The organism is Sulfuricurvum sp., assembly GCF_028710345.1.
In the GTDB taxonomy this organism is placed as follows: domain Bacteria; phylum Campylobacterota; class Campylobacteria; order Campylobacterales; family Sulfurimonadaceae; genus Sulfuricurvum.
In genome coordinates this window covers 69,600-82,076 of record NZ_JAQTUH010000009.1, presented here as the reverse complement: position 1 = coordinate 82,076, position 12,477 = coordinate 69,600, and the positions used below count along the sequence as shown (strand labels likewise).

The 12,477-nt window shown below is 40.9% G+C and carries 13 protein-coding genes; 4 read left to right on the top strand and 9 right to left on the bottom strand.

Features of this window, described 5'->3' with window-relative positions; genetic code table 11:
* Positions 1-8: 8 nt before the first annotated feature.
* Positions 9-422, top strand: a complete 414-nt coding sequence (locus tag PHC76_RS11855; RefSeq protein ID WP_299897709.1) for an Rrf2 family transcriptional regulator — start codon at positions 9-11, stop codon at positions 420-422.
* Here PHC76_RS11855 and PHC76_RS11850 read toward each other — a convergent pair.
* Genes PHC76_RS11850 through PHC76_RS11825 form a run of 6 tightly spaced genes read right to left on the bottom strand, consistent with a single transcriptional unit; the run spans position 417 to position 5,668 of the window.
* Positions 417-680: a cytochrome C oxidase subunit IV family protein gene (locus PHC76_RS11850; protein WP_300210168.1), complete on the bottom strand. Its 264-nt coding sequence runs from the start codon at positions 678-680 to the stop codon at positions 417-419. The genes PHC76_RS11855 and PHC76_RS11850 overlap by 6 nt on opposite strands.
* Before the next feature lie 10 nt (positions 681-690).
* The gene (locus PHC76_RS11845) at positions 691-1,290 is read right to left on the bottom strand and encodes a cytochrome c oxidase subunit 3 (protein ID WP_300210166.1); all 600 of its coding nucleotides are present in this window, start codon (positions 1,288-1,290) and stop codon (positions 691-693) included.
* Positions 1,283-2,074 (bottom strand): CbbQ/NirQ/NorQ/GpvN family protein, encoded by a 792-nt coding sequence (locus PHC76_RS11840; RefSeq protein WP_300210163.1) that lies wholly within the window; start codon positions 2,072-2,074, stop codon positions 1,283-1,285. Before PHC76_RS11840 ends, PHC76_RS11845 begins: the two co-directional genes overlap by 8 nt.
* A 13-nt stretch (positions 2,075-2,087) precedes the next feature.
* On the bottom strand, positions 2,088-3,854 hold the full coding sequence (locus tag PHC76_RS11835; RefSeq protein WP_300210160.1) for a VWA domain-containing protein: 1,767 nt from the start codon (positions 3,852-3,854) through the stop codon (positions 2,088-2,090).
* Complete coding sequence (locus tag PHC76_RS11830) at positions 3,854-5,236, bottom strand: cbb3-type cytochrome c oxidase subunit I (RefSeq protein WP_300210159.1); 1,383 nt, start codon at positions 5,234-5,236, stop codon at positions 3,854-3,856. The genes PHC76_RS11835 and PHC76_RS11830 overlap by 1 nt, the downstream gene beginning before the upstream one ends.
* A gap of 9 nt (positions 5,237-5,245) precedes the next feature.
* The gene (locus PHC76_RS11825) at positions 5,246-5,668 is read right to left on the bottom strand and encodes a cytochrome c (RefSeq protein WP_300210157.1); all 423 of its coding nucleotides are present in this window, start codon (positions 5,666-5,668) and stop codon (positions 5,246-5,248) included.
* Positions 5,669-5,981: 313 nt separating this feature from the next.
* Here PHC76_RS11825 and PHC76_RS11820 point away from each other — a divergent pair, with 313 nt between their 5' ends.
* Genes PHC76_RS11820 through PHC76_RS11810 form a run of 3 tightly spaced genes read left to right on the top strand, consistent with a single transcriptional unit; the run spans position 5,982 to position 8,123 of the window.
* A complete protein-coding gene (locus PHC76_RS11820) occupies positions 5,982-6,542 on the top strand; it encodes a recombinase family protein (protein ID WP_299974953.1) in 561 nt (186 codons plus the stop codon).
* A gap of 38 nt (positions 6,543-6,580) precedes the next feature.
* Positions 6,581-6,778, top strand: a complete 198-nt coding sequence (locus tag PHC76_RS11815) for a hypothetical protein (RefSeq protein WP_299974950.1) — start codon at positions 6,581-6,583, stop codon at positions 6,776-6,778.
* The gene (locus tag PHC76_RS11810) at positions 6,768-8,123 is read left to right on the top strand and encodes an ATP-binding protein (RefSeq protein WP_299974946.1); all 1,356 of its coding nucleotides are present in this window, start codon (positions 6,768-6,770) and stop codon (positions 8,121-8,123) included. Before PHC76_RS11815 ends, PHC76_RS11810 begins: the two co-directional genes overlap by 11 nt.
* A 12-nt stretch (positions 8,124-8,135) precedes the next feature.
* Here the strand turns inward: PHC76_RS11810 and PHC76_RS11805 are convergent, their stop codons facing one another.
* From PHC76_RS11805 to PHC76_RS11795, 3 genes are read right to left on the bottom strand one after another with little or no spacing between them, the layout of a single operon-like run.
* Positions 8,136-8,588 (bottom strand): hypothetical protein, encoded by a 453-nt coding sequence (locus PHC76_RS11805; protein ID WP_299974943.1) that lies wholly within the window; start codon positions 8,586-8,588, stop codon positions 8,136-8,138.
* A 16-nt stretch (positions 8,589-8,604) separates the two neighbouring features.
* Positions 8,605-11,622, bottom strand: coding sequence for a DUF3883 domain-containing protein (locus PHC76_RS11800; protein ID WP_299974940.1), 3,018 nt, complete (start codon positions 11,620-11,622; stop codon positions 8,605-8,607).
* Positions 11,619-12,404, bottom strand: coding sequence for an NERD domain-containing protein (locus PHC76_RS11795; protein WP_300210153.1), 786 nt, complete (start codon positions 12,402-12,404; stop codon positions 11,619-11,621). The genes PHC76_RS11800 and PHC76_RS11795 overlap by 4 nt, the downstream gene beginning before the upstream one ends.
* Positions 12,405-12,477: the final 73 nt, after the last annotated feature.

Genomic DNA, 12,477 nt, shown 5'->3' with positions numbered 1-12,477 from the left:
GATCAGCTATGCACTTTTCGAAAACTACCGAATACGCTATCCGAGTGTTATCGTATCTGCACCGCTACGCAGAAACGTCCCATTCGGTAAATGTTCTGCATAAAGAACTGAACCTACCCTATAAATACCTCACAAAAATGATGACAGAACTGGTTAAAAAAGGGCTGGTCAGCGCTTCGCGCGGCCGTGAAGGGGGACTTACTCTTGCCAAAAGCGCCGATTCCATCCGTTTATGCGATATTCTCGAAGCGATCGGAGAACCGCTTGAGTCGGAGCACTGTATTTTGGGATTTGAAAAATGTGACGCGTCCAACCCCTGCGCTCTGCACGATCAGTGGGCACAGCCAAAAGAGCTTATTGAAACTATGTTGACAACAACAACTCTAGCCTCTCTTATCAACAATAAAGAGACAAAATTATAATTTTCCTACCGGTATATAATAGGCTACTGCGACCAAAGACAATACAACACTGAGCCAAAGTGTAGGAATAATTCTATATTTAAATTTCACCTCTTTTAGCCCCATAAAATAGTCAACTACCAATTGTCCTTTTATAAATGTGCTTACGAGTAAGGCAGTCACAAGAGACGAATTGACTAGTTTTAGATACCCCAATAAAAAAGCAAATATGGAGAGTAGTATCAGGACTAACCAAATGACTTCAACATTTTTTTTCACTTCACAGTCCTTAACGCAGGATATAAATGAGAGTGAAAAGGACAATCCACAGCAAATCGACCAAATGCCAATATACGGCACCCGTTTCCATCCCTGAATAATCGGCAGAAGTATATCCGAGCCGTTGTGTCTTTTGTCGAATTGTAAAAATGATGATGGTTCCCAAAAGAACATGCATGAAATGAAACATTGTAAGCAGAAGATAAAACATAAAAAATGTATTGGTACTTAGGCTGAATCCTTGGGCAAATATATCGGAAAATTCCAATAGCTTATTGACTAAAAACACACCACCGAAAATCATTGTGGCTAATAGCCATTTAGAGGCGATTGCGGAGGAAATATGGAGATTAATTTTGTTGGAATTTTTAATACTTTGAATCGCTTTTACAATAAAATAACTACTGGTTATCAAAATGAGAGTATCAATAAATCCCGCCGTTTTATTCAAAAAAAGCTGTGAATCATTAAACATTTGAATATTGAGTCTTCGCGAAAAAGCATACCCTACAAAGAACAGTCCAAACGTCAATAATTCGATATAGATAACAATCCAAATGGCAAAATCTCCTGGCGGATAGGAGCTCTTTAGGGTTAGAGCTTTAGACATGCAAACTTTTTTTAAAATGCAGCGAAATAAGTTTTTCAAGCACTTCTAAAACATCTTCTTCATCGCTGAGTGATTCTACGATGGAGTGGATACACGCTTGATAGGGATCAAACCCTTTAGCAATTAATTTGGCAGCATATATGAGCAATCGCGTTGATACGGCTTCTTGGATATCACTGTCACTCAGTTGACGGATTTCACCGGCTATGGCAACCAATTTTTGCGCTAGTTCGTGATCGATACCACTCTCTTGCAATATAACTTTTGTTTCAATCTCCGCTTTCGGATAATCAAAACTGAGTGAGATAAAACGCTGTTTCGTACTCGGTTTCATCCCTTTTAAAACATTTTGATATCCGGGATTATAGGATACTACGAGCATGAAATCCGGATGTGCCTCGATCACCTCCCCCGTTCGGTCAATCGGGAGTACTCGACGGTAATCTGCCAAGGAATGGAGAATGACCGTCGTATCTTTTCGGGCTTCTATGATCTCATCGAGATAGCAGATACCTCCGTTGCGTACCGCCTTTGTCAACGGTCCGTCTTGCCAGTAGGTTCCGTTTTCATCGATTAAATGGCGACCGACCAAATCCGCCGCACTGAGATCATCATGACACACCACGGTATAAACCTCGCGACCCAGTTCTTCACCCATTGCTTCGATAAAGCGCGTTTTACCGCAACCGGTCGGACCTTTGATCAAGATGGGAAGATTCATCCCGGCGGCAGCCTTAAAAAGCTCAACTTCATTGCCTTGTGGCAAATAGTACATTTTTGACATCGTTTTCTTTCTCCTATTTGGTCAAATTCATGTAGATTTCGGGTAAAACTTTGGGGAGTTTTTTGGCATCACGGATCACGGCATACGAATTTCTCCCGAAGAGATAAGGGAGATACTCTTTGGCATCGATATCGATTGTAATACAAAACGGAGTGATCCCTTTTTGTTTCACCTCTTCAATCGCTTTTTTGGTATCTTCGATACCGTACCTGCCGTCGTATCGGTCGACATCATTCGGTTTTCCGTCACTGAGAATCAGCAGGAGTTTGTTTTGGCTCTGCTGTTTCTCCAATATCTTGGCACTCTCCCGTATCCCTGCACCGAGCCGAGTGTAATATCCCGGTTTGATGGCATGAATCCGACCGCGAATGACGTCAGAGTATTTTTCTTTGAAATTTTTGATGATATGAAAATTGACTTTTGTATTTTTAATGGATGAAAACGTATAAATAGCAAAACGGTCTTGCAGCCGATGGAGGGATTCGGAAAACACCATCAGAGAATCTTGGATCATATCGATTACGCGCAGTTCTTGTGTAATTCCTGCTTCTGTGGAGAGGGAAACATCTGCCAAAATAAGCGTGGACATATCTCTGGTTTTTCGCTCAAAAGTTTCAAAAAATCTCTGAGGGTGGTTGGATCTGTTTTGGTGTCCTTTATAATCGATCCATGTATCGATATTGATCTCATCTCCGTATGGCAAATTATCTCTTTTGAGTCGATCCAGTTCCATCATATCAAGTTCGCTTTGGATACGCCGCATCATTTTTTGTAGCCGTTTCGGTAATTCTATGGGCTCGGTATGGAGTGAAACAAAGGGTCTTATACACACATAATTTTTGAGATAAACCTCTTTTTTATAATCCCACTCATCGATAAAATGCCCTTTGCCCAGAGGATATTCTTCAATGCTGTTGGCAGAGATATCCAGATCCATTTTGATTCGCGCGTGAAGATTGGCATCTTTGCGCCCCAGTGTGATCTCATCTAAATCTTCGGCATTATAAAGAGCATCTTCATCAAAACTGTCATTCTCCTGCCGATCGACACGAACCTGTTCCATAAAGCTCAAAATAGACTCGGGTAAAAAGAGCAGCAGACCATCCGTCTCTTTTTTATCATCGATCTGTTCGCTTTTTTTCTTCATCTGCAACGTTTCACTCTTACTCTGTTCATCGTTTTGTCTTAGGATTTCTTCTTCATCACCCGTATCAAGGAGCTTGTTAGAAGAAGAAAGAGAGGGATAAATCCACAAAGGATTCGGGTAATTATCCGCTGATGAAACTTCGATGGAAGCTTCATTCGCAGATAATTCAGGATACTGATTGAGTAAATAGCTGTATGCATACGTATAAAATTCTTTAAAACCTGTGTATTTTTTTATGAGGGTATTGGCTGCATTGGAATTTTCTGCTGATATATTTTGACTTTTGATATTCACAGTGCTCAGCATGGCAATTAACCAATAATAGTGCATCTCATTGTTTGCTTTTGAAGGGAAATAAGCTAAAGAGGCAGGAAGGTAAAGCCCTTTTTCATCTTGCCAGGCAAGAAAAAAAGTTTTACCGGTACCTGAGAATTTTTCTAGCAGTGTGCGTGAAGTTTTAATCGATCTTTTGTCGGTAATATGAAGTTCTTTTCCTTGTTCACCCCCTAAGAGGTGATAAAAGATTTTTAACGCTTTGGCTTTGCTCTCAAAAAGAACCGCTTCGTCTTTAAAAAGACGAGAGGCTTTTTTGGTGACATAGTGATCCCAAAACTTACCGACTTTCTCATCCATTATGCGACTACTTTCTCTTCTTTGACAAAGAAACTGTAGAAATAGGTCAATAATCCCAAAAGAACCATTACACCGAATCCTAAACGAACCGCGTAAACGCTAGAAATAGCTGCTTGTGTTTCCATAAAGCCCATTGCATGAGCTGCATCGGGAAGACGTTGCATTTCGATTTGCATAATACCTGCAACCGTTAATGCCAATGTCAGACCGATCATACCGATAACCATCATCCAAAAACTGGTTAACTCCACTTTTTGCGATTTTGGTCCATTTCCATGCGGTCGACCACGAAGAATCGGCATTGCATACGAGATCATCGTAAAACAGATCATGACGTACGCACCAAAAAAGGCGAGATGCCCGTGTGCTGCGGTCAATTGTGTACCGTGTGTGTAAAAGTTGACCGGTGCGAGTGTGTGCAAAAAGCCCCAGACTCCCGCTCCCAAAAATCCCATAACTGCAGTCCCTTTTGCCCACGTCAAGGCAATTTTGTTGTCATGCTGAATACGACGATTTTTAGCCATATTGTAAGCAAAAAGAATCATCAAGAAAAACGGAATAGGCTCTGCCGCCGACGCGATCGATCCGATCCATAACCAATACCCCGGAGTACCAATATAGAAGAAGTGATGCCCTGTTCCTGCAAGTCCCGAGATAAGCGTCATTGCAATAATCAAATAGAGCCATTTATCAATGTGCTCACGGTCAACCCCAGTCGTTTTAATAAGAACAAACGCCAAAAGAGCACCTAAAATAAGTTCCCATGTCCCTTCTACCCACAAGTGGACTACAAACCACCAGAAAAATTTATCCATAGCAAGATTTGTCGGAACGTAAAAGGCAAACAAAAAGAAAAATGCCAATCCAAAAAGACCTGTTAATAAAATAACCGAGATGGTCGTTTTACGACCTTTGATTACCGTCATAGTCACATTTAAAATGTACGATAGTACGACAACGACAATTCCTACTTTGGTAAGCGTCGGTTGCTCCAAAAATTCACGCCCCATTGTCGGCCAAAAACTGTTTGCGAGTGATGCTGACAATGTTGCATACGGAACCAATAAATAACCCAATATTGTTGCTACGCCTGCAGCCGCAAAAACCCAAAATGTGATTTTTGCCAACATAGGGCTCCATAACTCTCTTTCACTCTCTTCGGGAATGAGGTAGTATGTGGCACCCATAAATCCAAACAACAAAAGTACGATTAGCAAGTTCGTATGGACCATACGCAGTACATTAAACGGTATCGCTGGGAATAAAAAGTCACCATAAAGATACTGAACTCCCATACTAAGACCAAAAACAATCTCCCCTGCAAGAAGAATGAGTGCAAAAATAAAATATGGTTTTGCGACCATTTGAGACGAATATTTCATAGGCTCTCCTTATCCTTTAATGTTTGGCGGCCACTCTTGATTGTTGACACGTGATGTCCAAATCAAAAAGTCTGCAAGATTAGTCACTTGTTCCGGTGTTAAATGAAACTGCGGCATTTTTCTTCTGTTTGGTGTATCCATAGGCTGCGCTGCCATCCATCCTGCAAGATACGTTTTAAATGCCTCTTCATCTCCACCGCCTAAACGTTGAAACGCATTTCCAAGCTCTGGAGCATAATAAGCACCTTCACCCATAATCGTATGGCAACCGACACAGTTGTTATTTTCCCATACTCTTTTCCCAAGCGCCACGGACTCCGTAATTTTGTCATCATGACTTAATTTTGGAACTTGCTTAACGGTATCAAAGGTAAGTCCTGTAAATACCAATATGGCAAAAAGACCCCCGCCAAAGTAAATATTTCTGGCCATATTTTTAGTAATACGCTCAGTCATTTTAACCCCCATCATTTATTCTACCCAAGTGTAGTAATTGAAATGGTAGCTGAATATTTTTAATTCTACCTTTATATAGTAATTAATTATCTGTAACTTTAGTTCTGATTCTCGTGGAAGAGCCATATCAATTGTGATTAATGACATTTTTAAATATGATGGTAAATAAGTATTTTTCGTACACTCTCCCCTACTCTATAATTAAGCACTAAAAATATGCAATAATCTATACGAAAAACCCTATCGGAATGATATAATAGTCGGATACTAAAATTTGAGGTTTTCCGACATGCTAATAGGATATATGAGAGTTTCAACCGATGGTGATCGACAAAGTACTGATTTACAGCGAGATGCACTCATTAGTGCAGGAATAGATGAGCGGCACATTTTTGAAGACAAAGCTTCTGGATCAAAAGATGATCGAATCGGATTAGCTAAAGCTTTGGAGTATGTCAAAGAAGGTGATGTCCTTGTCGTTTGGAAACTGGATCGATTAGGCAGATCCTTACCCCACTTGATTGAAATTATCTCACAACTAAAATCCAAAGGAGTTGGATTCAAATCTCTAACGGAGGGAATGGATACCTCTAGCCCATCGGGTGAATTACTGTTTCATGTATTTGGAGCACTCGCACAATTCGAGCGTTCACTGATTCAGGAACGAGTCAATGCAGGGTTGGCAGCAGCGAGAAAGCGAGGACGAATCGGCGGACGACCGCGAGCTATCCCTCAAGAGAAGATGGATATTATTTTAGAAGCTTTGAATAATGGCATGTCGAAAGCAGCCGTTTGCCGAACATTTGAGGTGAAACGATCGACGTTGATTGATACATTAAAGCGTTTATAGTGCTACAATTTCATGACTCAAAATTTTAGGAGCAAATCATGACAAGGGATAACGCTATACAAAAGTCGTTTCGTAAAGAGATCAACCTGCAAACACGCATCGTAAAAGATAAAAAGTCTTATACACGTAAAATGAAACATAAACAAAGAAGTGCTGATGACAGAATTTTCAATATCGAAAGTTGTGCCATCGGTACTTCTTGCGCAAACAGCCTGTGGAAAATGAATGCTGCATAACAACGAAAGCCAAAACGTCGAATTCAAAGAGAGCTGGCATGATAAATACCTTGAATGGGTATGCGGCTTTGCCAACGCTCACGGCGGCACGATCTACATCGGTGTCAATGATGATGGAAATGTTATCGGTCTAAGCGATAGCAAAAAACTTCTCGAAGATATCCCCAATAAAATCCGCAATCATTTAGGGATCATGGCGGAAGTCAATCTAAAAGAAGATGCTCATATTCACTATCTCGAAATCATCGTCCCCCCTTACGATGTTGCCGTATCGCTTCGCGGTCACTACTATTACCGTAGCGGCAGTACAAAAACCGAATACACCGGTGCTTCGCTCAATGAGTTTTTACTCAAAAAAGCGGGCAAGACATGGGATAACGCCATCGAACCGTTGGCAAATATTGACGATATTGACGTTACAAGCCTAAATCGCTTTATCGCTGAAGCAGAGGGGAAAGGTCGTTTACCCGATGTGAGCGGTTTAACACCCTTTCAGATTCTCGAAAAACTTCGTCTTGCTGATGAAAAAGGGATCAAACGTGCTGCAATTGTACTCTTTGGTAAAGATCCCGGAAAGTTTTACCCCAACCTCACAGTGAAGATGGGACGTTTTGGGACTGATGATGCCGATCTGCGCTTTCAGGAAAACGAAGAGGGAAATCTTGTCTATCTGCTGCATGAAGTTCCCAATCAGCTCAACCGTAAATTTTTGATCAAACCTATCGAGTTTGAAGGGTTACAGAGAGTTGAAAAAGGGGAATATCCAGTAGCAGCTCTGCGCGAAATGCTCCTCAATGCACTGGTACATCGCAACTACATGGGAAGTATGACGCAAATCCGTGTCTATGATCACAAGATCAGTATTTGGAACGAAGGAACCCTCCCGGAGGGGATGAGTTTAGACGCACTGAAACGTCAGCACCCTTCCCGTCCACGTAATCCGATCATCGCCGATGTCTGTTTCAAAGCTGGGTATATCGATTCATGGGGGCGCGGAACCATCAAAATCATAGATGCGTGCAAAGAGGCAGGATTGCCTGAAGCACAAATGAATGAGGAAGATGGAGGATTTTTAGTCACTCTACTCAAAACGGGGGTAGAGTCAGGGGTAGAGTCAGGGGTAGAGTCAGGGGTAGAGTCGGATATTACATCCCAAGTCCTCCACTTTTTGAGTCAAAAGCCATTATCCAAATCACAAATAGCTCAAATGTTAGGCAAAGATAAACCTACCCGCTATCTTAATGAGCTCATGAATAAATTGCTTAGTGATGGAGTCGTGGAATATACCATTCCCGATAAACCCAACAGCCGATTGCAGAAATACCGTCTAAAAAACAATGATTAAACCAACTAATCCTTAATCACCCAATTTTGAGTTCCAATACTTCACAAAACACTCATACCCTTCTTGAGTGTAAAAATAAGGGACAAGCTCTTCACCGTATATTTTGTAGGAATGTATTGACTTTTTGCCATCACGGTATGCTTTTTCAATTCGATGATTGCCATCGATTATCTCAAATTGTCCGATGCGAATTTCTGCTTGAATTATGGGTTGTTTGGTATTAACACGCTGAAGATGCACTTGATCCAATGACTCAGAATTTATTATGTGCGTTTTTCTCCATTTGGCAATATCGATCCGTTCCATTTTCGGTATGAAGATGCCGTTATCGATATCTTCTAAGATTTTCGAGATAAAAAATTGAAAAATTCCGTTTGGATAGATTTCTATTTCATCGCTCACGAGTTGCTTTGGGATGTAGTTTTTGATTAACTTTAAAGTTCGTGGATGTTTTGGCTTTTTCATATATCAATCTTTAGACTTAATAACTAAGTTCAATCTTCAACATACTTAAATTCCCATCCAACCACATCTTCACAGGATTATTTATAGGGATCAATTTTGCATACGATTTACCAGCGTTTTGAACGATGAAAATCGAATACTTATCCCCCTCCCCTTTGTCGAAGAGGAATTTTGCAAACTCCCATTGAGTCTTGGAAATTTCGATTTCACTAGTGTTGGATGATCGTCCTTTGACTTCGATATAGCGAAGTTCCTTCTCCCCCTTCATCAAAACAAAATCATATCCCCAACCTACATCTTTTTCATTGTTCATCCAACGGACATGATACCCTTTATCTGCGTTCTGCTCACAAAAATCTTGCAAATAGCGATAGACATATTTTTCGCTCCACTCTCCGATCGATTTGCGGATTGTCTTAGGAACGAAGGGTCTATATGGCTCTTCCATCTCATCCTCAAAAAAGCTCTGTGGAGTTTGATTACGAAGATCTTTTGATTTCTTTGGTTTTGGTTCATATATTTCGATATCCACTTTCATATCCGGATCGGCTTCACTCACCCATGTGCCAATATTTGGTGATGCCGGATTCCAAAGAATTGGTTCTTCCTCTTCAATCGATTGCTGCTGCAATTTTTTGAATGATTCGAATGCTTCCGCTTCATCGGGTGTGATTATTTTATAGCCCTGTTTTTCGAGATCTTCGATAGCGTCTGTCTTAAACGACAATAGGGAGAGTAATTCTTTGACGTCAACACCCATAGCATCAAAACTGTACGCTTCGGATAATTCTTCCGCTTTTAGTTTGGTAGGTTTATGTACGACACCATCCTGATCATATAACCATGATGTCTGTTTCAAGAGAACACAGATTTTCGAGTCAAACTCTTTCTCATGATTATTGAACGGGCTTTGCCATCGATAATATCCGCGCAAAATATTTTTCTTCTCTTCGAGATACGAAATCAAAAAGTTCCAAATGATTAGACTGAGCTCTTTATCGATCGGTGTGGACAAGAGGCGGTCAAGCCCTTCCCAACTAAAATCATCCCCTCCCCTATCAACTACCAATGGTGTATGACGCAATCGCTCTTTATGCGCTGAGTCGATATGTGGATCAGCCATTTTAATTTCCGGGCGTATTTGAAACGGCAATGAAGTACCTAAATCACTGCTGCTTAGCACAGCCCACAATGCAGCATCCATCATACTTATCGAAGTATCCCCTACAAACCATCGCTTCAATGGCTCAGTGGGTAGATAGACATCTTGCGGGCGCGCTACTTTGAACTCACCTTTATAGACGGCTAATATACATGCAGAAGTTTTGATGAGTTCGACAATTCGTGATCGATTGGATGGCTCTGAATCATTGTAGATCTCTAAAAGTGTTCCCATCCCTTGTAAATAGGTTTCTGTTGAATCCAGATCTTTTGAAAGGGTAGTTAATGTCGGAAGGATAAACTCTTTGATCTCGTCAATAACGTCCGGAGCCTTAACCCCGATAGAATTCAAAAAGCTTTTAGCGCCCGTCGATGCTGTGGTATCAGGGTGCAAGCACTGAAAGCGAGTCGACATTCCCGGATGGATATAGACCTGAATATCCCCTCTTTCGGATTTAAACGGGATTTGGCTACCGTCTTCGAGACGTGCCAACGGTCGATTTAATAGATAAGAGTTTACGTAGTGTTTGGCTTTATCAAACTCACCGTAAAACGTTCCCATCCATTCATTGCTCTTAGCAACCAAAAATTCTTCAGTGATACTATGAAGGATGTCGTTTAATTTGTACTCCATGACATTCAAATAGCTGTTCAAAAAACGTTTGAGGACGAGATGAATCGGTTTATAGAACCCTTCATGAATCCATGCTGTTTTCTCAAAGAGCGTATGGATCTGAGATTCATAGAAAAATGTATGATCCAGTTCGCCGTTCAAGGAAAACAGTGATGAAGGCAATGCATATCCACCCTCTTGTGTCGGAATCAGCGGATGTGTTTTAAAGAGAAAAATAGATGCTTCAAGCATTTTTTGAGAAAGTTCCCCGCTTTGAGAGGAGAGAGGAAAAAGCCCCATGGTCTCAACATCCAATACCTTTCGTTCCGCCATGTCTTTTAAAACGCTCTTATAGAGCTCAACAATGTTATCGGTGATAGTTTGGTTCTGAGGATCGGAGAAGTTGATCGTTTCACGGTTTGGGGTGGTTTTATAAGGGGCATGAATGAGGAACTGCAAGTTGGTAGGTACAACAGTCGGGAAAAAAACATAGAGCGGATTGGTGCCGATCGAGACATATCGATCATATGCGTTTAAAGCAAATGCGATTTTACATTCAAGTAATTTATTTTCAATCGTGAAGCTGCGACGGTAGAGTTCGAAACGTTCTGTCTTGTTATGCGTCTCTAGTGTGATAAGGGAGCGTGTTTCAGATGCTTCATCGATTGCTTTTTCGACATATCCGGCTTCATCACCTATCTTCCAATCGATACGACATAGGTTGCTAAGAAAAAGGAGCTCGTCTTTACCGATGGAGCGAAGACGTTTAGCAATGGAAACATAAAGTGTTTTCGCATCGATCTCTGCTCTATCAAACGGCAGAAGAACGCTTGTATGTTCATCGCTTTGGTTTTCCAGCGGATCGATCGTTTCGGGGATGATATAGTCACTGATCTTGAAATTATAGGTTCCACTATAAATATGGGGGGTATCGGTGATAGAGAATACCGATTTAAAACCGGCACCGAATTTTCCTATCTTATTGGGCTCATTTGACTTTGTGGAACTTCCGATCGTTGTAATCGACTCAACATCGGTAAAACTAAAAGCTCTGCCGTTGTGGGAGGTTTCCAATCTATCGGGGTGGAGTTCAAATGATACCGATGTCGCTTCGGCATCCTGCGCGTTTTGCAAAAGTTCATAGAGGAAGTGGGTGCTGTCTGAATAGAGGTTTGCGATGATTCGATGAGAGTTATCGCTATTTAACTTACATGATTCTACGTGGCTGAACCGTTTTTGGGTGAGTTCGGCGATACTCATACTATCGGTGCCGTATGTTTACATTTTGGATAGTTGCTGCAACCATAGAATTCTTCACCGTTTTTCTTATTCTGTCTCAATACCATTGTACTGCCGCAACGGCTGCATGTCATAGCAGCGGTACTGGATACTACCGGTTGTTCCATTCGTTCTTTGAGGTTTTGGACATGTGTACGATCGGTTGTAAAGCTTTGCTCTAATTGTTTACGTTGTAGCTTACTAAGGATTTGGCGAATTTGTAAGGGGTTCAATCTCTCTTGATCAAAAGACTTGATGTATTTAGTATAAGAAATTCCTCGAAAGACATTCTCCGGCATTGTGGTTTTAAATGTGCATTCTCCAACGAATGCAATCACCGATGTCAATGCTGTTGGTGGAACTTCAAGTATCTCTTCAAGTGCTTTAATATGGCGATAGTTCTGGCGGAGAGGGTTTTGAAAACGGTATTTGTCTTTGAATATCTGCTGTGTCCACTCTTTTTGATCTTCTCCTCCAAAAATCCACCCTTTCATATTTTTGGTTTCGATAACAAATAAGCCGTATTTGGAAACTAAAATATGATCGATTTGGGTTGTCGAACCGTCCTTTAGGGACAAGGTAACGTTTTTGATGGGAATATAGATAGTCTCATCCAACGTAGCTGAGTTGATAGAATTAACAATCACTTCCCCTATTTTCCCTTTCATAAACGGGCTTTTGAAAAAGAGGATAACAATGATCAGAAGAAAAATTGGCCAAGCATTCGAAAAAACTGTACTATAAATTGCAATAGGATCGAGCATCAATAAATCCAAGATAATTTTTACTTATTGTACACTTTTTATAAACAAAAAGGGTTATTTTAAGCGAAGAGAT

Coding starts and splice junctions, on each gene's coding strand:
- PHC76_RS11830 (WP_300210159.1), bottom strand. CDS start 5,236: ATGAAATATTCGTCTCAAATGGTCGCAAAACCATATTTTATTTTTGCA.
- PHC76_RS11805 (WP_299974943.1), bottom strand. CDS start 8,588: ATGAAAAAGCCAAAACATCCACGAACTTTAAAGTTAATCAAAAACTAC.
- PHC76_RS11825 (WP_300210157.1), bottom strand. CDS start 5,668: ATGGCCAGAAATATTTACTTTGGCGGGGGTCTTTTTGCCATATTGGTA.
- PHC76_RS11795 (WP_300210153.1), bottom strand. CDS start 12,404: ATGCTCGATCCTATTGCAATTTATAGTACAGTTTTTTCGAATGCTTGG.
- PHC76_RS11855 (WP_299897709.1), top strand. CDS start 9: ATGCACTTTTCGAAAACTACCGAATACGCTATCCGAGTGTTATCGTAT.
- PHC76_RS11800 (WP_299974940.1), bottom strand. CDS start 11,622: ATGAGTATCGCCGAACTCACCCAAAAACGGTTCAGCCACGTAGAATCA.
- PHC76_RS11845 (WP_300210166.1), bottom strand. CDS start 1,290: ATGTCTAAAGCTCTAACCCTAAAGAGCTCCTATCCGCCAGGAGATTTT.
- PHC76_RS11840 (WP_300210163.1), bottom strand. CDS start 2,074: ATGTCAAAAATGTACTATTTGCCACAAGGCAATGAAGTTGAGCTTTTT.
- PHC76_RS11835 (WP_300210160.1), bottom strand. CDS start 3,854: ATGGATGAGAAAGTCGGTAAGTTTTGGGATCACTATGTCACCAAAAAA.
- PHC76_RS11820 (WP_299974953.1), top strand. CDS start 5,982: ATGCTAATAGGATATATGAGAGTTTCAACCGATGGTGATCGACAAAGT.
- PHC76_RS11810 (WP_299974946.1), top strand. CDS start 6,768: ATGCTGCATAACAACGAAAGCCAAAACGTCGAATTCAAAGAGAGCTGG.
- PHC76_RS11815 (WP_299974950.1), top strand. CDS start 6,581: ATGACAAGGGATAACGCTATACAAAAGTCGTTTCGTAAAGAGATCAAC.